20 protein-coding genes are annotated in these 18,695 nt (G+C 62.9%); 18 read left to right on the top strand and 2 right to left on the bottom strand.

Annotated features, from left to right (window positions below; genetic code table 11):
* Positions 1 to 3: 3 nt before the first annotated feature.
* The 16 genes from tviB to BM341_RS01360 all read left to right on the top strand — a co-directional run bounded on the left by tviB (position 4) and on the right by BM341_RS01360 (position 15,573).
* Positions 4 to 1,281: a Vi polysaccharide biosynthesis UDP-N-acetylglucosamine C-6 dehydrogenase TviB gene (gene tviB / locus BM341_RS01435; RefSeq protein WP_089792180.1), complete on the top strand. Its 1,278-nt coding sequence runs from the start codon at positions 4 to 6 to the stop codon at positions 1,279 to 1,281.
* A 114-nt stretch (positions 1,282 to 1,395) separates the two neighbouring features.
* A complete protein-coding gene (locus BM341_RS01430; RefSeq protein WP_089792178.1) occupies positions 1,396 to 2,418 on the top strand; it encodes an NAD-dependent epimerase in 1,023 nt (340 codons plus the stop codon).
* Between the two features lie 385 nt (positions 2,419 to 2,803).
* A complete protein-coding gene (gene urtA / locus BM341_RS01425; protein WP_089792176.1) occupies positions 2,804 to 4,117 on the top strand; it encodes an urea ABC transporter substrate-binding protein in 1,314 nt (437 codons plus the stop codon).
* Between the two features lie 80 nt (positions 4,118 to 4,197).
* Complete coding sequence (gene urtB / locus BM341_RS01420) at positions 4,198 to 5,802, top strand: urea ABC transporter permease subunit UrtB (protein WP_175507763.1); 1,605 nt, start codon at positions 4,198 to 4,200, stop codon at positions 5,800 to 5,802.
* Between the two features lie 6 nt (positions 5,803 to 5,808).
* A complete protein-coding gene (gene urtC, locus BM341_RS01415; protein ID WP_089792174.1) occupies positions 5,809 to 6,987 on the top strand; it encodes an urea ABC transporter permease subunit UrtC in 1,179 nt (392 codons plus the stop codon).
* Complete coding sequence (gene urtD / locus BM341_RS01410; protein WP_089792172.1) at positions 6,984 to 7,829, top strand: urea ABC transporter ATP-binding protein UrtD; 846 nt, start codon at positions 6,984 to 6,986, stop codon at positions 7,827 to 7,829. Before urtC ends, urtD begins: the two co-directional genes overlap by 4 nt.
* Entirely contained in the window at positions 7,829 to 8,527 is a 699-nt protein-coding gene (gene urtE, locus BM341_RS01405; RefSeq protein ID WP_089792170.1) for an urea ABC transporter ATP-binding subunit UrtE, read from the top strand. The genes urtD and urtE overlap by 1 nt, the downstream gene beginning before the upstream one ends.
* Complete coding sequence (locus BM341_RS01400; RefSeq protein ID WP_089792168.1) at positions 8,524 to 9,432, top strand: urease accessory protein UreD; 909 nt, start codon at positions 8,524 to 8,526, stop codon at positions 9,430 to 9,432. The genes urtE and BM341_RS01400 overlap by 4 nt, the downstream gene beginning before the upstream one ends.
* A gap of 25 nt (positions 9,433 to 9,457) precedes the next feature.
* The gene (locus BM341_RS01395) at positions 9,458 to 9,760 is read left to right on the top strand and encodes an urease subunit gamma (RefSeq protein ID WP_089792166.1); all 303 of its coding nucleotides are present in this window, start codon (positions 9,458 to 9,460) and stop codon (positions 9,758 to 9,760) included.
* Positions 9,761 to 9,772: 12 nt separating this feature from the next.
* Positions 9,773 to 10,093 carry an urease subunit beta gene (locus BM341_RS01390; RefSeq protein ID WP_089792164.1) on the top strand — a complete coding sequence of 107 codons (321 nt, stop codon included), beginning with the start codon at positions 9,773 to 9,775 and terminating at the stop codon, positions 10,091 to 10,093.
* Positions 10,090 to 11,793 carry an urease subunit alpha gene (ureC, locus tag BM341_RS01385; RefSeq protein ID WP_089792161.1) on the top strand — a complete coding sequence of 568 codons (1,704 nt, stop codon included), beginning with the start codon at positions 10,090 to 10,092 and terminating at the stop codon, positions 11,791 to 11,793. The genes BM341_RS01390 and ureC overlap by 4 nt, the downstream gene beginning before the upstream one ends.
* A gap of 11 nt (positions 11,794 to 11,804) precedes the next feature.
* Complete coding sequence (gene ureE / locus BM341_RS01380) at positions 11,805 to 12,335, top strand: urease accessory protein UreE (RefSeq protein WP_089792159.1); 531 nt, start codon at positions 11,805 to 11,807, stop codon at positions 12,333 to 12,335.
* Positions 12,325 to 13,026, top strand: coding sequence for an urease accessory protein UreF (locus BM341_RS01375; RefSeq protein ID WP_089792157.1), 702 nt, complete (start codon positions 12,325 to 12,327; stop codon positions 13,024 to 13,026). Before ureE ends, BM341_RS01375 begins: the two co-directional genes overlap by 11 nt.
* 11 nt (positions 13,027 to 13,037) lie before the next feature.
* Positions 13,038 to 13,691 (top strand): urease accessory protein UreG, encoded by a 654-nt coding sequence (gene ureG, locus BM341_RS01370; protein ID WP_089792155.1) that lies wholly within the window; start codon positions 13,038 to 13,040, stop codon positions 13,689 to 13,691.
* Positions 13,692 to 13,752: 61 nt separating this feature from the next.
* Positions 13,753 to 13,980: a hypothetical protein gene (locus BM341_RS01365; RefSeq protein ID WP_089792153.1), complete on the top strand. Its 228-nt coding sequence runs from the start codon at positions 13,753 to 13,755 to the stop codon at positions 13,978 to 13,980.
* Between the two features lie 165 nt (positions 13,981 to 14,145).
* Positions 14,146 to 15,573: a phospholipase D family protein gene (locus tag BM341_RS01360; protein ID WP_089792151.1), complete on the top strand. Its 1,428-nt coding sequence runs from the start codon at positions 14,146 to 14,148 to the stop codon at positions 15,571 to 15,573.
* 26 nt (positions 15,574 to 15,599) lie between these two features.
* Here BM341_RS01360 and BM341_RS01355 read toward each other — a convergent pair whose 3' ends face one another.
* Positions 15,600 to 16,535 (bottom strand): YihY/virulence factor BrkB family protein, encoded by a 936-nt coding sequence (locus tag BM341_RS01355; RefSeq protein WP_245784114.1) that lies wholly within the window; start codon positions 16,533 to 16,535, stop codon positions 15,600 to 15,602.
* A 39-nt stretch (positions 16,536 to 16,574) separates the two neighbouring features.
* On the opposite strand from BM341_RS01355, the gene BM341_RS19615 reads away from it, so the two are divergent.
* Positions 16,575 to 16,706, top strand: coding sequence for a hypothetical protein (locus BM341_RS19615; protein WP_281246473.1), 132 nt, complete (start codon positions 16,575 to 16,577; stop codon positions 16,704 to 16,706).
* Positions 16,707 to 16,712: 6 nt separating this feature from the next.
* Here BM341_RS19615 and BM341_RS01350 read toward each other — a convergent pair whose 3' ends face one another.
* Complete coding sequence (locus tag BM341_RS01350) at positions 16,713 to 17,768, bottom strand: serine hydrolase domain-containing protein (protein ID WP_245784113.1); 1,056 nt, start codon at positions 17,766 to 17,768, stop codon at positions 16,713 to 16,715.
* Between the two features lie 154 nt (positions 17,769 to 17,922).
* Here BM341_RS01350 and BM341_RS01345 point away from each other — a divergent pair, with 154 nt between their 5' ends.
* Positions 17,923 to 18,600: a spermidine synthase gene (locus BM341_RS01345; protein WP_217646153.1), complete on the top strand. Its 678-nt coding sequence runs from the start codon at positions 17,923 to 17,925 to the stop codon at positions 18,598 to 18,600.
* Positions 18,601 to 18,695: the final 95 nt, after the last annotated feature.

Below are 18,695 nucleotides of genomic sequence, written 5' to 3'. Positions count from 1 at the left end.
ACGATGCTGAAGATAGAGAACGTGCGCCTGGGGGTGATCGGCCTGGGCTATGTCGGGCTGCCACTGGCCGTGGAGTTCGGAAAGATACTGCCGACGGTCGGCTTCGATATCAACACCCAGCGGATTGGCGATTTACGCAACGGTACCGACCTCACCCAGGAGGTGGAACCGGCGCTGCTGGCCGCGGCCACACAGCTGCACTTTTCGAATGACATCGAGGCACTGCGCGATTGCAACGTCTATATCGTTACCGTGCCTACGCCCATCGATGCGTGCCGATGTCCGGATCTTACCTGCTTGATAAAGGCCAGCGAGACGGTGGGCCAGGTGGTGGGCGTGGGAGATGTGGTGATCTACGAGTCGACCGTCTATCCTGGCGCCACCGAGATGGATTGCATTCCGGTCATCGAGCGGGTTTCGCCCCTGGTCTTCAACCGCGATTTCTTCGCCGGTTACAGTCCCGAACGCATCAACCCGGGCGACAAGGAGCACCGGATCGCTTCCATCAAGAAAGTCACCTCGGGTTCCACGCCGGAGGTAGCGGAGTTCGTGGATTCTCTTTACCGTCGGGTGATCACCGCCGGTACCCATCTTGCCAGCTCTATCCAGGTCGCCGAGGCCGCCAAGGTGATCGAGAACACCCAGCGCGATCTCAACATTGCCCTGATCAACGAGTTGGCGGTGATCTTCAACCGGCTAGGGATCGACACCGGGGAGGTGCTGGAGGCGGCCGGCAGTAAGTGGAACTTTCTGCCGTTTCGCCCGGGCCTGGTGGGGGGGCACTGCATCGGCGTGGACCCCTACTACCTGACCCACCGCGCTCAGCAGGTGGGCTATCACCCCGAGGTGATTCTCTCCGGGCGGCGCATCAACGATGGGATGGGGGCTTATGTGGCGGGGCAATTGATCAAGCAGATGATCAAACGTCGACTACAAGTGCAAGGTGCTCGGGTTCTGGTAATGGGCCTGACCTTCAAGGAGAACTGCCCGGACCTGCGCAACACACGCGTGGTGGATATCCTGGCCGAACTTGGCGATTACGGTGTGGTGGCGGAGGTATACGACCCCCAGGCCAACAAGGCCGAGGCCGCGCGTGAGTATGGCATACACTTGGTCGAATGGCCGGAGAACGATGCTTACGACGCCATCATCCTGGCCGTGGCCCACCGGGAGTTCCGCGAGCTCAGGGTGGGAGACATTCGGGCCTGGGGCAAGCCTGAACATGTGCTCTACGACCTCAAGTTTGTGCTGCCGAAAGAATCCGTCGACCTGCGCCTGTAGTCGACCTGCGTCTGTAATAGCCAGTGGCTGTTCCGTCACCCTTTCTCCCTCATTTCTCGCTTCTGAGTCATATAACGCTGAGAACTTGCCGCTTTTATAAAGGTTGCTAACACAATGAAGATACTCGTGACCGGCAATGCCGGCTTTATCGGTTTTCACGTCGCCAAGCGCTTGCTGGAGCGCGGCGACAGCGTGATCGGCTTCGATGTGGTCAATGACTATTACGACCCCACCATCAAGGAAGCACGGCTCGAGATCCTGGAGGAGACGGCCCAACGTACCGGCAGCGAGTACCAGTTTGTGAGGAAGAACCTGGCCGACCAACCGGCGCTGAACGACGCCTTCCATGGGCATGCTCCCGAGCGGGTGATTCACCTGGCCGCCCAGGCCGGGGTGCGCTATTCGCTCGAGAACCCCCACGCCTATGTGCAGAGTAACGTGGTGGCTTTTACCAACATCCTTGAGGCCTGCCGGCATCACCAGGTGCAGCATCTGACCTACGCCAGCACCAGCAGCGTATACGGCGCTAATACCAATATGCCGTTCTCGGAGCACGAGAGTGTCAATCATCCGCTGCAGTTTTACGCCGCGACCAAGAAGGCCAATGAGCTGATGGCACACAGCTATAGCCACTTGTTTCGCCTGCCCACCACCGGGCTGCGTTTTTTCACCGTGTATGGTCCCTGGGGCCGCCCGGACATGGCGCTGTTCCTGTTCACTAAGGCAATACTCGCCGGGGAGCCAATCCAGGTGTTCAACCACGGAAACCATACCCGGGATTTCACCTACATCGATGACATCGTTGAAGGCGTGATCCGCGCCAATGATGATATCGCCAAGCCCAATCCCGAGTGGAACAGCGACAGCCCCGACCCGGCGACCAGCAACGCGCCGTATCGCATCTTCAACATCGGTAACAACGATCCGGTACAGCTCTCCGCTTACATTGAAGCGATCGAGGAGGCACTGGACAAGAAAGCCATCAAGGAATTGCTGCCGCTGCAGCCGGGTGACGTGCCTGCCACTTATGCCGATTGCAGCGAGTTGGAGAAGGCCGTGGGCTATAAGCCTGCCACGCCGGTGAAAGAGGGCGTGGCCAACTTCGTTGATTGGTATCGAGATTTTTATAGGCGCTGAACTTTTTCCCAGCCCTTTCCCCACCTGTATCACCATCAAGCAGCCCGGCCATGTGCCGGGCTGCTTGCGTTTGGTACGTCAAAACTGGCTCGTGACAGCTTTACCTGCCCATCGCGCCAGAAAGGTGCAACGTACGAACGCCAAGCACAAAAAGGGCGCGAACCAGACGACGACTTGCACCACAAAGCGGCGCTTACGCTAGCTGTGAGTAATGCGAGCATTGGTTAAGTTATTGTAAATAAGTAATAAAACTAATTTTTGGCCATTCTGGCACACCCCTTGCGATATCCCTTGAGACAGACATAGTGCAGCGCCGGAAACGACCTCGCTGGCGGTTATCCGCCGCCGTCCATACCGACAACAACATCGATCGCAAGGAGATCCCATGATCCCGACACTTCCTGCCCATTCTTCCCGTTGGCTGGCTGCCTCCCTGCTGAGCCTTGGCGTCGCGGCACCGGCACTGGCTCAAGAGGATCCGATCAAGGTCGGTATCCTGCATTCGCTCTCCGGCACCATGGCGATTAGCGAATCGACGCTCAAGGACACGGTCGAGATGTTGATCGAGAAACAGAATGAGGAGGGCGGTCTGTTGGGGCGTCAGCTGGAAGCCGTGGTTGTCGACCCAGCGTCCGACTGGCCGCTGTTCGCCGAGAAGGCACGCGAGCTGCTGGCCCAGGAAGAGGTCGATGTGATCTTCGGCAACTGGACCTCGGTGTCGCGCAAGTCGGTACTGCCGGTGGTCGAGGAGCTCAACGGCTTGCTCTTCTATCCGGTGCAGTACGAGGGCGAGGAGTCCTCCGAGAACGTTTTCTACACCGGTGCGGCGCCCAATCAGCAGGCGATTCCCGCCGTCAATTATCTGATGAACAACGTCGGCGTCGAGCGCTGGGTGCTGGCCGGTACCGACTACGTCTACCCGCGCACCACCAACAAGATTCTCGAGGCGTACCTCAAGAGTCACGGCGTGGCCGATGAAGACATCATGGTCAACTATACGCCCTTCGGTCACTCCGACTGGCAGAACATCGTCTCCGAAATCAGCCAGTTCGGTAGTCAGGGCAAGAAGACCGCCGTGGTCTCGACCATCAATGGCGATGCCAACGTGCCTTTCTATCGCGAGCTGGGCAACCAGGGCATCAACGCCGCCGATATCCCGGTCGTGGCGTTCTCGGTGGGCGAACAGGAGCTCTCGGGTATCGATACCGCGCCGTTGGTCGGCCATCTGGCGGCATGGAACTACTTCATGAGCGTCGATACCGACGCCAACTACGACTTCATCGACGCCTGGATCGAGCATACCGGCGATGAAATGTCGGTGACCAACGACCCCATGGAAGCGCACTACATTGGCTTCAACATGTGGGCCGAGGCGGTACGCAAGGCCGGCACCACCGAGGTCGACGCGGTCAAGGACGCCATCATCGGCGTCAGCGTGCCCAACCTTTCCGGCGGCTATGCGGCAATGATGCCCAACCACCACATCACCAAGCCGGTGCTGATCGGCGAGATCCAGGACAACGGTCAGTTCTCCATCGTCTGGGAAACTCCCTCGACGGTTGCCGGCGATGCCTGGTCCGACTACCTGGAGGGCTCGCGTGACCTGATCAGCGACTGGCGCAAGCCGATGGAATGCGGCAATTACAACGTGGTCGAGGGCAGCTGCGGCAGCGGCCAGGCCGAAGCCGCCGCCGAATAACACGCTCTGGGCTGGCCGCGATGGCCGGCCCCTTTCAACACGCCGCTCGATATTTATCCCATAACCCACAGGACTCACCCATGAGGATGATCCGATGCTTCGTGCCTGGGCTGTTGCTCTGTCTGTTGATCGGGCTGGTCCCGTTTGCCCAGGCCCAGAACGACGATGCCGCAGGCCAGGCGCTGCTCGAGGCCCTGGCCGTCTCGTCATACGAGGCGAAGGGCGAGGCCATCGAATCCATCATCACCAGTGGCGATGAGCGCAGCCGTCGCTGGCTCGATGAACTGCTCGATGGCAAGTTGCAGCGCCACAAGGATACCGGTCGCTTCGTGATCGTGCTCGAAAACCGAGGGCGTAACTGGCCGGTTATCGATGCCTTGAGTTTCGAGGAAGCCGGTGAGATGTCTCGGCGCGATCTCGACCGTATCGGCATCAACAATGCCCTGCGCGGGCAATTGCAGAGCGCTCTGGCGGTACTCGATCTCTACACCGATGATGTCGATGACCGCCGTGATGCGGCTCGCGAGCTGTTGGGCAGCGTGGATGCCGCGATGGTCGAGCCGCTTCGCGAGTTGATCGGCAGTGAAGACGATGCCGAGGTTCGCCGTCTGCTCGAGCAGGGCCTGGCGATTCATCGCCTCAACGAAGGCGACATCGAGGCGATAGCGGAGCTCGAGGGCAGCCTGAACAGTCGCGTCCGGGCGGCCCTCAACTCGGCAACGCAAAGCGATGACCCGCTGGTAGCCGATGCCGCCTCGGCGGCGTTGCTCGATATCGAACAGAAACTTCGCATCAACAGTGGTCTCGAGACGCTGTACTTCGGCTTGTCGCTGGGCTCGGTGCTGGTACTGGCGGCCATCGGCCTGGCCATCACCTTTGGCGTGATGGGCGTGATCAACATGGCCCATGGTGAGTTGATCATGCTCGGCGCCTACACCACCTGGGGCATGCAGCAGCTGCTGCCTGGCCAGCCGGGACTGTCTCTGGTGCTGGCGATTCCCGCCGGTTTCGCGGTGGCAGCACTGGCCGGGATCGCCATCGAGCGAGGCGTCATCCAGTTCCTCAAGGGGCGGCCGCTGGAAACCCTGCTGGCAACCTTCGGTGTCAGCCTGATCCTTCAGCAACTGGTGCGCACGGTCATTTCACCGCTGAATCGCACCGTGGTGTCGCCCGAGTGGATGAGCGGCTCGCTGATGATCAACGAAGGGCTGTCGCTGACCCTCAATCGTCTCTTCGTGCTCGGCTTCGCGCTGGTGGTGTTCGCCTGCCTGATGCTGGTGATGCGTCGCACGCGGCTGGGCCTCGAGGTGCGCGCGGTCACCCAGAATCGCGCCATGGCCCGCGCCATGGGCATCCGTGCCACCCGCGTCGACATCATGACCTTCGCCCTGGGGTCCGGCGTGGCGGGGCTGGCGGGCGTGGCGCTCTCACAGCTCACCAACGTCGGCCCCAACCTCGGCCAGAACTACATCATCGATTCGTTCATGGTGGTGGTGTTCGGTGGCGTCGGAAATCTGTGGGGAACCCTCGTGGCCGGCTTGTCGCTGGGCGTGATCAATCAGGTTCTCGAACCCTGGGTGGGCGCGGTCCTGGCCAAGATCGTGGTGCTCGTCTTCATCATCCTGTTCATTCAGAAACGCCCCCGCGGACTCTTTCCGCAAAAGGGCCGTGCGGCAGAGGGCTGATTCGATATGTGGTTATCCAGACCGTTTCGTGAACGCTCGACCCAGCTCTTTCTCGGTGTGCTGCTGGCCGCGCTGGCCGCGGTCACCTTTCTCAACCTGGCCCTGCCAGCCGATAACCCCTTCCACGTGTCCACCTATACGGTGACGCTGCTCGGCAAGTATCTGAGCTATGCGCTGCTGGCGGTGGCGGTGGATCTGGTCTGGGGCTACCTCGGCATCCTGAGCCTCGGCCATGGCGCCTTCTTCGCCCTGGGCGGCTATGCCATGGGCATGTACCTGATGCGCCAGATTGGTGATCGAGGCACCTACGGCGATCCGGTCCTGCCGGACTTCATGGTGTTTCTCGACTGGGATTCGCTGCCCTGGTACTGGCTCGGCTTCGATATGCCCTGGTTCGCCTTTCTGATGGTGATACTGGCGCCCGGGCTGTTGGCGCTGGTCTTCGGTTTTCTGGCGTTTCGCTCACGGGTGACCGGGGTGTATCTGTCGATCATCACCCAGGCGATGACCTTTGCGCTGATGCTGGCCTTCTTTCGCAACGAGATGGGCTTCGGCGGCAACAATGGCCTCACTGACTTTCGCGAGCTACTGAGTTTCGACCTGCGCAGTGATGCCACGCGGCTGGGGCTTTTCATCGCCACGGGTATCGCGCTGGCGCTGGGCTACGTGATCTGTCGGGCGATCGTTGCCAGCAAGCTGGGCCGCGTCAGCGTGGCCACGCGCGATGCCGAGGCACGCACGCGCTTCCTGGGCTATCGGGTGGAGCGCTTTCAACTGTTCGTCTTCGTGGTCTCGGCGATGCTCGCCGGGGTGGCCGGCGCGCTCTACGTACCGCAGGTGGGAATCATCAACCCCAGCGAGTTTTCGCCGATCTTCTCCATCGAGGTCGTGCTGTGGGTGGCGCTCGGCGGCCGGGGCACGCTCTATGGGGCGGTGATCGGGGCCATTCTCGTTAACTACGCCAAGACCGTATTCACCGGCGTCATGCCGGATGCCTGGCTGTTCGCGCTGGGGGGTCTGTTCGTCCTGGTCACGGTGTTCCTGCCCAAGGGCATTGCCGGCCTGCTCGGCTATCGATTTCGAGGGCATCGCTTTAAAGGACGGCATTCCAAACGCCGCTCGTCGGCGCCCGACACGTCCACTTCCGACACGTCCACCTCTGGCACCCGGGAGGCCACTGCATGAGTTTCCTGAGTTCCCTGGCCGATCGCGATCGCGTCTTCGATTTTCTGGTCCCGGCGACGTCACCGGTCGACGTCCGCCACGGGCCGATCCTCTACCTCGAGGATGTGACGGTGACCTTCGATGGCTTCCGGGCCCTTGACAGTCTCAACCTGACCATCGATGACGGTGAGCTGCGCTGCATCATCGGTCCCAACGGGGCCGGCAAGACCACCATGATGGACATTATTACCGGCAAGACGCGGCCGGATAGCGGCTCGGTGTGGTTCGGCAGCCGGCATAACCTGCTGGCCATGAACGAGCCGGATATCGCCAGCCTGGGTATCGGCCGAAAATTTCAGAAGCCCACGGTGTTCGAGGCATTGAGCGTGTTCGAGAACCTCGAGCTGGCCATGGCCGCCGACAAGCGCATCCTGCCGACCTTGACGGCACGCATGTCCGGCGAGAGCCGCGATCGCATCGAGGAAGTGCTCGAGACCATCGGACTCATCGAGTTGCGTCATGACCCAGCGGGCATCCTCTCGCACGGTCAGAAACAGTGGCTGGAGATCGGCATGCTGCTGATGCAGCGCCCGCGCCTGCTGCTGGTCGACGAACCGGTGGCCGGCATGACCGAGCAGGAGATGGAGCGCACCGCCGAACTGCTCACCGGCCTTGCCGGCAAGGGCAAGCAGTCGGTGGTGGTGGTGGAGCACGACATGGGCTTCGTGCGCTCGATTGCGCGCACCGTGACGGTGCTGCACCAGGGCAGCGTACTGGCCGAGGGCAGCATGGACCAGGTGGCAAGCGACCCGAAGGTGATCGAGGTCTATCTCGGTGCCGATCCCGCCGAGGAGGTGGCCTGATGCTGACCATCGATAAGCTCAACCAGTACTACGGCGAGAGCCATACCCTCTGGGATCTCGACCTGCGCGTGCCCACCGGCGCCTGTACCTGCGTGATGGGGCGCAACGGCGTGGGCAAGACCACGCTGATGAAGGCGATCATGGGCGAGGTGGCCGTGGCCTCGGGCAGCGTCCGCTACGCCGACGAAGTCGAACTGACCCGGCGCCAGGTCGAGGAGCGTTCCCGGCTGGGGATCGGTTATGTCCCCCAAGGACGGCAGATTTTCCCCTTGTTGACGGTGGAGGAGAACCTGCGCACCGGTCTTGCCGCCAGAAGCGACGGCAAGAAGACCATCCCCGAGCGGGTCTTCGAGCTATTTCCTGTACTTGATGAGATGAAGCATCGACGAGGCGGGGATCTCTCCGGCGGCCAGCAACAACAGTTGGCCATAGGCCGTGCCCTGGTACTCGAACCGCGCCTGCTGATTCTCGATGAGCCGGGCGAGGGCATTCAGCCTAATATCATCGCCCAGATCGGGGAGGTCATCCGCAAGCTGATCGTCGAGGACGGCCTGACCGTGCTGCTCGTCGAGCAGAAGCTGCCGTTTGCCCGTAAGTACGCCGATAACTTCGTGATCATGGATCGTGGCTCGCCGGTGGCCCATGGGGAGATCGTCGAGTTGAGCGATGCCCTGATCAAGAAGCACCTGACGGTATGACGGCCTTCACGCCTGCCCCGGCTGCGATCCGCCCTTTGGCCACCGGGCATCGTTTCGATGCCAAGCGTCACTGGGCGGCGTCGATCGAACTCGACTTCGACGTGCGTGACGGCGCGACGCGGCTGGTTCGCTCGCGACACCAGGGCCCGCTGAGGGTGCAGCGTACCTTTCATCCTGAAGCCAAGTATCCGGAAGCCTCGAGCGGCCCCTGTCATGCCTACCTGCTGCACCCGCCGGGGGGCCTGGTCAGTGGCGACGCGCTAGCGATTCATGCCAGCGTTGGCCCAGGCGCCCATGCGCTTCTGACCACGCCCGCTGCCAACAAGCTCTACAAGGCCGACTCGCATGGCGTGGCCTGGTCTCAGCAGACCTGGCTCGAGGTCGCCGATGGCGGAGTGCTCGAATGGTTGCCCCAGGAAACACTCGCCTTCGATGGGTCGAAGGGCCAGCAGCGGACCTCGATCGACCTCGAGGGCAGTGCGCGCTGTCTCGGCTGGGAAATCATCGCGCTGGGTCGACCCGCCAGTGACTTGCCCTTCGCCACCGGGCGTATCGATCAGCATTTCCGGCTGTACCGAGACGGCAAGCCGCTCTGGGTGGAGCGACAGCCCCTCGACCCGCTGCATTCGCGCTTCAGCGGGCGCTGGGGGCAGGGCGGCGCCACGGTGCAGGCGACATTATGGGCCGTGGGGCTCGACGACGAACCTGCCGCGATCAATACCTTGCGCGAGGCTATTCCCGCCAGCACCCGCTGGGCGGTCACGGTACGCCAGGGTGTGCTGCTGCTGCGCTATCTGGGCCATGAGCGCAACGAAGCCTGGACGCTCTGTCAGCGCGCCTGGGAAATCCTCAGACCCCTACTCATCGGTCGGCGCGCGCATGTGCCGCGTATCTGGCTGACCTGATTTTTCCGTCAATGGAGACGCCGCCATGGAATTGACCCCCAGAGACAAGGACAAGTTGCTGCTGTTTTCCGCCGCGCAGCTGGCCGAACGCCGTCTGGCCCGGGGCCTGAAGCTCAATTATCCCGAGGCGGTGGCGCTGATCAGCTTCGAGATTCTCGAGGGAGCTCGTAACGGGCGAAGTGTGGCCGACCTGATGAGCTTCGGGCGCGAGATTATCAATCGCGACAACGTCATGGAGGGCGTGGCCGAGATGGTCGACGAGGTCCAGGTCGAGGCCACCTTTCCCGACGGTACCAAGCTTGTCACCGTCCACGAACCCATCGTTTAAGGAGTGTGCGCCATGATTCCAGGTGAATACCAACTCAAGGAAGGCGATATCGAGCTCTGCGAAGGGCGCGAACGGATCACCGTGGAGGTGGCCAATACCGGCGACCGGCCCATCCAGGTCGGGTCGCACTACCATTTTGCCGAGGCTAACCCGGCGCTGACCTTCGACCGTGCCAAGGCACGCGGCTACCGCCTCGATGTGGCCGCCGGCACGGCGATCCGTTTCGAACCCGGCCAGCGCCGCGAGGTAACGTTGATTCCTTATGTCGGCCGCCGCCATATCTACGGCTTTCGCGGCGCCGTCATGGGTAGCCTGGAGGATGGCACGCAATGAAAATTTCGAGACAGGCCTACGCCGACATGTACGGCCCCACGGTCGGCGACCGGGTGCGCCTGGCCGACACGGAGCTGTGGATCGAAGTGGAGCGCGATGCCACTCACTACGGCGACGAGGTGAAGTTCGGCGGGGGCAAGGTCATCCGCGACGGCATGGGCCAGAGCCAGCGTGTCGATGGAACGGTGATGGATACCGTGATTACCAACGCCCTGATCCTCGACTGGTGGGGCATCGTCAAGGCCGACGTGGGCATTCAGAGCGGGCGCATCGCCGCCATCGGCAAGGCCGGCAACCCCGATACCCAGCCCGACGTGGAGATCGTCATCGGCCCCGGCACCGAGATCATCGCCGGCGAAGGCAAGATACTCACGGCCGGCGGCATCGACGCGCACATCCATTTCATCTGCCCGCAGCAGATGGAAGAAGCGCTGATGAGCGGCATCACCACCATGCTGGGCGGCGGCACGGGGCCGGCGACCGGCACCAATGCCACCACCTGTACGCCGGGTGAATGGCACATCGGCAAGATGCTCCAGGCCGTCGACGACATGACGATGAACATCGGGTTTCTCGGTAAAGGTAACGCCAGTCTGCCCGAGGCCCTGGAGGCCCAGCTCAAGGCCGGTGCCATGGGGCTCAAGCTGCATGAGGACTGGGGCACCACCCCGGCCTCGATCGACAATTGTCTCTCCGTTGCCGACGCCTACGACGTCCAGGTGGCGATCCATACCGACACGCTCAACGAGTCGGGCTTCGTCGAGGATACCCTGGCAGCGTTCAAGGAGCGCTGCATTCACACCTACCATACCGAAGGCGCCGGCGGCGGCCATGCGCCGGATATCATTACCGCCTGCGCCAAGCCCTATGTGTTGCCGTCGTCGACCAACCCGACTCGGCCTTATACCGTTAACACCATCGACGAACATCTCGACATGCTGATGGTCTGCCACCACCTCGACCCGAAGATTCCCGAGGATGTGGCCTTCGCCGACTCGCGTATCCGCCGCGAGACCATCGCCGCCGAGGACATCCTGCATGACCTCGGCGTTATCTCGATGATCGCCTCGGATTCGCAGGCCATGGGGCGTGTCGGCGAAGTGGTCTGCCGCACCTGGCAGACGGCCCACAAGATGAAGGTGCAGCGCGGTCTGCTGCCCGAGGACGCGGCGCTCGGGGCCGATAATTTCCGCGCCAAGCGCTATATCGCCAAGTACACGATCAATCCGGCGATTACCCATGGTATCGGTCACGAGGTGGGTTCCATTGAGGTTGGTAAGCTGGCCGACCTGGTGCTCTGGAAGCCAGCGTTCTTCGGCACCAAGCCGGCGCTGATTCTCAAGTCGGGGATGATCGCCGCCGCGCCGATGGGCGACCCCAATGCCTCGATCCCCACGCCCCAGCCGGTCCATTACCGCTACATGTTCGGCGCCTTCGGCCGGGCGGCAAGCCAGACCCGCCTGACCTTCGTCAGCCAGGCGGCGCTTGAGGCCGGTATTGGAGAGCGGCTGGGCCTGCAGAGCCCGCTGTCAGCATGTCGCGATGTCCGGCAGGTGAGAAAGAGTGACATGAAGCTCAACGATGCCTGTCCCGAGCTGACCGTGGACCCGCAGACCTACGAGGTGCATGCCGACGGCGAACTGCTGACCTGCGAGCCGGCGACCGAGCTTCCGCTGGCTCAGCGATATTACCTGTTTTGAAGGGGCAGCGTATGTGGAAATTGACCGAACGGCTTGGCCCCATCGAGGCAAACAAGGCGAGTGACACCCTGACCCTGCCTTATGAGCTGCGGATCCGTGGCCGGCTCAGGGCGATGAGCGACGCTGGCCGCGAGCTGGGCCTCTTCCTCGACCGCGGCCCGGTGCTGCGAGATGGCGAGGGATTGCGTGCCGAGAGTGGCGAGCTGGTGCGCATCCAGGCCGCCGTGGAGCCGGTCGTCACCGCCCGCATCGCCGCGGGTCTACCTTTGGCGCGGCTCGCCTACCATCTAGGCAACCGCCACGTGCAATTGGCGCTCGGTGAGGACGACCCTTCTTCACCAGGTCAGGGCGGCTACGTGCGCTTTCCACCGGATCATGTGCTGGAGGAGTTGGCGGAACGGCTAGGGGCCAGCCTCGAGCATCACCTGGCCACCTTCGATCCTGAGCCTGGCGCTTATGCCCACGCCGGGCATGACCATTCCTCCCACCATACTGATAACCACGAGCACGCCCATTCTCACGAGCATGACCATGAACACTGACGTGCCCAGCCATGCAGGCCAGGGCGAGGATCTGGCGCTGCTCGGCTTGCTGCAACTGGTCAGTCCGGCGCTGCCCATCGGCGCCTTCGCGTTTTCCCAAGGGCTCGAGAGTGCCTTCGAGCTGGGCTGGGTCAGTGACGAGGCGAGCCTCGGCGACTGGCTGGAAGGCGTGCTCGACGATGGCCTGATGCGCTGTGAATTGCCGGTGCTCGCGCGCCTGCATATCGCCTGGGCCGAGCGCGATGGCGAGACCATCGTCGAGTGGGATGGCTGGCTCGCCGCCAACCGCGAAACGGCCGAGCTCGCCGCCGAGGATAGCCGGCTGGGCGCCTCGCTGGCGCGGCTGCTGTCGAGCCTTCGATTATTGCCCGACTCGCCAGCGCTGCCTCCCAGTGCGGGGTACGTCACGCTGTTCGCCTGGACCGCGCAGATGCGGGGGGTGCCGCTTCGCCAGGCGCTGCTGGGCTTCGCCTGGGCATGGCTCGAGAACCAGCTCGCCGTGGCCTGCAAGGCGCTGCCGCTGGGGCATACCGCCGCCCAGCGTCTGGTCGAGCGCCTTCGCCCCTTGCTGGTCACGGCCGTGGACGAGGCGTTATCCCTGGGCGACGACGAGCTCGGCCCGGCACTGCCCGGCCTGGCGCTGGCGAGCGCCCTGCACGAAACCCAGTATTCGCGACTGTTCAGAAGCTAGGAGAAAAGACCATGACCCATTGCCTGCGTATCGGCGTCGGCGGCCCGGTGGGCTCCGGCAAGACGGCACTGCTCAAGCAGCTCTGCCTGGCCTTGCGCGACCACTACGATATCGCCGTGGTCACCAATGACATCTACACCCGCGAGGACGCCGACTTCCTGCTCAAGCACGAGGCGCTGGCGGCCGACCGCATTCTCGGGGTCGAAACCGGAGGCTGTCCACATACGGCCATCCGCGAGGATGCGTCGATGAACCTCGCCGCCATCGACGACCTTCAGGCGCGACACCCCGACCTGGAGCTGGTGCTGGTGGAGTCCGGTGGCGACAACCTCTCGGCGACCTTCAGCCCCGAGTTGTCGGATCTGACGCTGTACGTCATCGACGTCTCCGCAGGCGACAAGATCCCGCGCAAGGGCGGGCCGGGGATCACCAAGTCGGACCTGTTGATCATCAACAAGATCGACATCGCCCAGTACGTACACGCCTCGCTCGAGGTCATGGCGCGTGACGCCAAGATGATGCGCGGCGAGCGACCCTTCGTGTTCACCAATCTTTATGACGGCGTGGGGCTTGAGGAGATCATCCGCTTCATCCTCGATCGCGGCATGTTGCCGGAACGCCGGCCGCCCGAGCGCCGGCCTCGAGCCGATGCCGCCACCGCCTGACCGCTTTTTTACTCACCCCCTTTCGCCATTGCCATCTTTCGCTATTGCCAGGAGATTTCCCATGATGATGCGTTCTTTCAAATTGCTTCGACCCGTCGTGCTCGGCACCTGCCTGCTGCTGCCTGCCGCCACCGTACTGGCCCATTCCGGCCATGGCGCCCCCTCGGTCCATGCCCATACCGGCAGCCCGGCGATGCTGATGGTGCTCGGGATCGCGGCCCTGGGAGTGGCGGCGCTGGTGCCGTTGTTTCGGGTGCTGCGCCGCCGCCGGCTACGTCGACAGGCTTGAACCTGATCGACGCTCAGCACGCAGCGCGCCCGGCTTAGGCCGGGCGCGCTGCTTTTTGGGCTGCCTGTCGCTATGCTGGCCGCTGACGCCGCCCGACCCGGCGGCAAGCATCACGAGGAAGTCATGAATGTCATGAAGGGCCAGAAGACAGGGAGGCGACGGCGAATGTGGCCATGGATCGCGGCGGTACTGTTGGTGGCCTGGGTAGCGGTGGGCATCTGGCAGCGTTACAAGCCGCTGCCGGACGGAGTCGGTCAGGCCTTCCCGGCGCGACCCGCCGAGGAAGTGCGCTTTCTGGCCGACGAAACCTGGTACGACGCGTCGGGCCGGCGTCACGCCAATCGCCAGATCTTCGATGAAATACTCGGCCTCATCGGACAGGCGCAACGCCTGATCGTGCTCGACATGTTTCTCTACAACGACTTTGCCGGCGCGGCAGAGGATGAGGGGTTCCGCCCGCTATCCGCCGAGCTGACCACTGCGTTGATCGAGCAGGTACATCGCTATCCCGAGCTTCAGGCCGTCGTTATCACCGACCCCCTGAATACCCTCTATGGCGGGCTGACGCTTCAGCATTTCGAGGCGCTTCGTGCAGCTGGGGTCGCCGTGGTCGTCACCGACCTGACGCAGCTGCGTGCCTCCAACCCGCTGTGGTCGGGTATCTGGCACCTGGGGCCACGCTGGCTGGGCAATAGCGAGTCGAACGGCTGGTTGCCCAACGTGCTGGGGCCGGGAAAAGTCACGCTGCGAAGTTATCTCGCGCTGCTCAATTTCAACGCCAATCATCGCAAGACGCTGGTGGTCGACCGGGGAGAGGGCTGGGCGGGCCTGGTGACCTCGGCCAATCCCCATGACGCCAGCAGCCTGCACGGCAACGTGGCGCTGCGCTTCGAGGGACCTGCCGCACTCGACCTGCTGGCCTCCGAACGTGCGGTGGCGGACTGGTCAGGCGTGGATCTGGCCGGGCCAGTGCCGCCCGAGGATGCAGGGGGGCCGCTCGAGCAGGCTCGTTTGCAAGTAGTGACCGAAGGAGCGATTCGCGAAGCACTGCTCGATGCCATCGCTGCCAGCGGGCCAGGAGATCGGCTGGACGTGGCGGTATTCTATCTGGCGCATCGTGAAGTGATCGAGGCCTTGATCGCGGCCCGGGCGCGCGGCACGGCGGTTCGGGTGCTGCTCGACCCCAACCGCGATGCCTTCGGTCTCGACAAGGACGGCATCCCCAACCGTCCGGTTGCCCAGGAGCTGGTCGATGCCGGTATCGCGGTGCGATGGTGCTTGACGCAGGGCGAGCAGTGCCATAGCAAGCTGTTGCTGCGACGGTCGGCCAACGGTGGCGAGGCGGAGATGATTCTCGGGTCGGCCAACTTCACTCGCCGCAATCTCGATAATCTCAATCTGGAAACCAGCGTGCGTCTCCAGGGGCGCGCTGAGTTTCGCGCCTTGCGTGACGCCGCTGACTTCTTCGAGCGTCGCTGGCTGTCAACGCCCACGCAGATCACCAGCGAGCCTTTCTCAGCCTATCAAGAGACTGGCTCTTGGAAGCGGCTGCGCTATCGCGTGATGGAGGCCACGGGGCTGTCGACCTTCTGACCCGTGCTAATGCCACGTGCCTTGGCTCACTCGACGTGCGTCACGGCCTGGCGGCGGGGATCGACATGCCAGGGCAGGCCATGGCGCGCATTATACTCGAGTTCGGCGATCACCTGGGCGCCCAGCAGCAGGATGATCGCGCCTACTTCCAGGCTCAACAACATCACGATCAGGGTGGCGAACGAGCCATAGACGACATTGACGAACGACAGGTTGGCGAAATAGAACACCAGCAACAGACGCACCCCCTCCCAGAGTAGCGCTGCCACGAACCCCCCGACGATGGCTCGCCGGATGGCGATCTTGACCACCGGCAACACCTTGTAGATGGCACTGAAGAGCAGGAAAACGCCCACGAAACTGAAGAGGTTCAGCATCGACTCCGAGAGCCCGGCCAGCGGCAACTCGCGATCAAAGACGGCGAGAGACAAGGCATTGATCGAGCTGACCAGGGTCACCAGCAGGGTCAGGGCCAGCAGGCCGGCGCCAAGTACCAGCATGAAGGCATAGGGCATCAATACCGATACCCAGACGCTGCGATGGTGATGGTGTGTCTCATGCGCGTGGAAGATGAGCGCCAGAGCATCCTCCAGCATGCGAAAGGCAAAGGAGCTGAACAGCAGCAGCACGGGAAAGCCGAGGATGCCAATGACGTCACGCGAATCGAGCAGGGTACGCACGGCCTCGAGCACCACTTCGGCATGCGAAGGCGCCAGGTGGCGCGCCTGGATCGTCAGGACGTCAAGCAGCCGCTGTTGATCGACCACTCCGGCCAGCAGCACGGCCAGCAGGGCGAACAGCGGCACGATCGACAGCAGAATGTTATAGCCGACGCCTCCCGCCAGCAGGATGCCTCGGTTACGCAGAAAGGCCAGAAGCACACGCCACATGAAGCGCCCTACCTTTGGCAGTAGGGCGCCCAGTGTCTTGAGCGAGAAATGCTCAGCGCGGAAAAGCGTCATTGACCTGGCCATCCATGGGCATGGGGCGATGATACGCCCTTGACAGCGTTTACGGTCAATAACAGCGACAAGGACTACGGGGGCAAGGCGGATGTCTTGAAAGCCGGCATTCACGCGGCCAGGCGTGGTTTGTTCTGCGCCATGAAGCGCAGTGGCCAGTGGGGCAATTGACGCCGATCATTCGGCCTCACCGTTGCCCAGCAGGATCTCGATCAGACGGTTGAGTCGGCCCTGGAATTGCCCGCCGGGCGAGGGAGGCAACGGATCCGAGGTGATGGCGACGGTCAGTTCGCGCTCCGGCACCACGAACAGTGCCTGTCCGCCATAACCGCGACCGTAGTAGACCCGCTCTCCGGCGAGGGTGGTGATAAACCAGCCGTAGCCATAGCCGTCTCCCGTCCAGGGCGAGCGGCCGCGCGCGGTCCAGGAAGCCTCGGTCCAGCCTTCTGGCAACACCCGAGTACCGTTGACGACGCCATCCTGGCGGTAGAGTTCACCGAGCTGCACCAATGCCCGCGGTGAGAGCTGCATGTCGTTGCCGCCAAAATAGATGCCTTGAGGGTCGCGAGGCCGGTGCGGAATGGCGATATCGAGGGGCTCGCCCAGTAGGCGCCGAGCGAGTACCAACGTTGACTCGCCGGTTGACTGTGTCAGCGCTGCCGACAGCAGATGACTGCTGCCGGTGGAATAAAGCATGCGCCCGCCGGGCTCATCGACGAAGGGCCGCGTCAAGGCATACTCGACCCAGTCGGGGCTCATCACCCAGGCGCCATAATTGTCTCCCGACGTTCGCTCAAGCCCGGCTTGCAGGGACAGCAGGTGTCCCACGGTGATCTCGTTGACTTGCGATTCGGCAGCATCGGGCATCAATGGCCCCAGCAATTCCGCGACAGGCTGATCGGGCCCCTGCAATATGTCCTTCTCGATGGCTGCTCCGACAAGCGCGGCCAGTACCGTCTTGGACAGTGATTTGATATTGGCGGGCTGGTCCACGCCGGGTCCGTCAAAGGCACGTTCGTAAACGATCTCGCCGTTTTCGGCCACAACCAGCGCATGCAGGCGGTCGAGCGCCTCGGCGGCCGACTCGATACGCTGAAAATCAGCGGCTTGTAGTGCTTTCTGGTCGGAAGCCATGGCGTTTGATGCATGGCAAATCATGGCGAACGCCAGCATAATCCTCAGCCGCGACAGCGTTCTTTCCCTGATGTGTCGTTGGGTTGGTGAGCGGGGCATGCGGCATGTCTCCTGACGGAAGGGCGGGGTGTTCGAGGCGAATCTTGACGGATAGGTTCCCTGCCGGTTGGGAGAGTCGTGGTCATGCCCCGGGGCATGATCGCGCTGGCTGGCCTGTGCCAGCCGACATAACACACGGTTTCACAAGCGAGGCATGATGGCCAAATTCGAAGAGATAGCGACGGCGAGCATACCCGGCCAAGGCGGAGAGCTCAGGCTTCTGCAGCGCAACGACGAATTTTCCATTCGTATTGCCGGCAAGAGCGGTGAGTTGATGAACACGCGCCTGCATGGCTCCGAGGATGCTTTGGCCGAGCTGGCCTGTCGACGGGTTGCTGAGCGTATTGAGGCCCGCGTGCTGATTGGCGGGTTGGGGATGGGGTTCACCCTGGCGAACGCCCTGGCGTGTCTGGCCCAAGACGCCACGGCGGTGGTCGCCGAACTGGTGCCGGGCGTTGTGGAGTGGAACCGAGGCCCCCTCGGCGCGGCCGCTGGCTATCCGCTGAAGGATCCGCGAACGCAGGTCCGCCTGGGCGATGTGGGCGAGTTGCTACGCCAGGAACCGGGCGGTTTCGATGCCATCATGCTGGACGTGGACAACGGGCCGGAGGGGTTGACGCGACGCGAGAACGATTGGCTCTATTCCCCCAAGGGTCTCGCCGCGGCTCAGGCCGCGCTACGTCCGGACGGTATCCTGGCGATCTGGTCGGCAGGCCAGGACCCGGCCTTTACCGATCGTCTCAAGCGAGTTGGCTTCGTGGTGGAGGAGGTCATGGTGCGAGCTCATCGTCCCGGCAAGGGGGCGAAGCACTGGATCTGGCTCGCGTGGTGACACACGTTCGATAGCTTTCGAAGCGCACGCTGCTGGGGCTGATGTATTCCGTGGAGTTACCGTGTGTTAACGAACTTGCCAAGGTAGCCTGCAAG

This window comes from Halomonas korlensis (assembly GCF_900116705.1).
GTDB classification, from domain to species: domain Bacteria; phylum Pseudomonadota; class Gammaproteobacteria; order Pseudomonadales; family Halomonadaceae; genus Halomonas; species Halomonas korlensis.
This window is presented reverse-complemented; position numbering and strand designations above follow the sequence as displayed.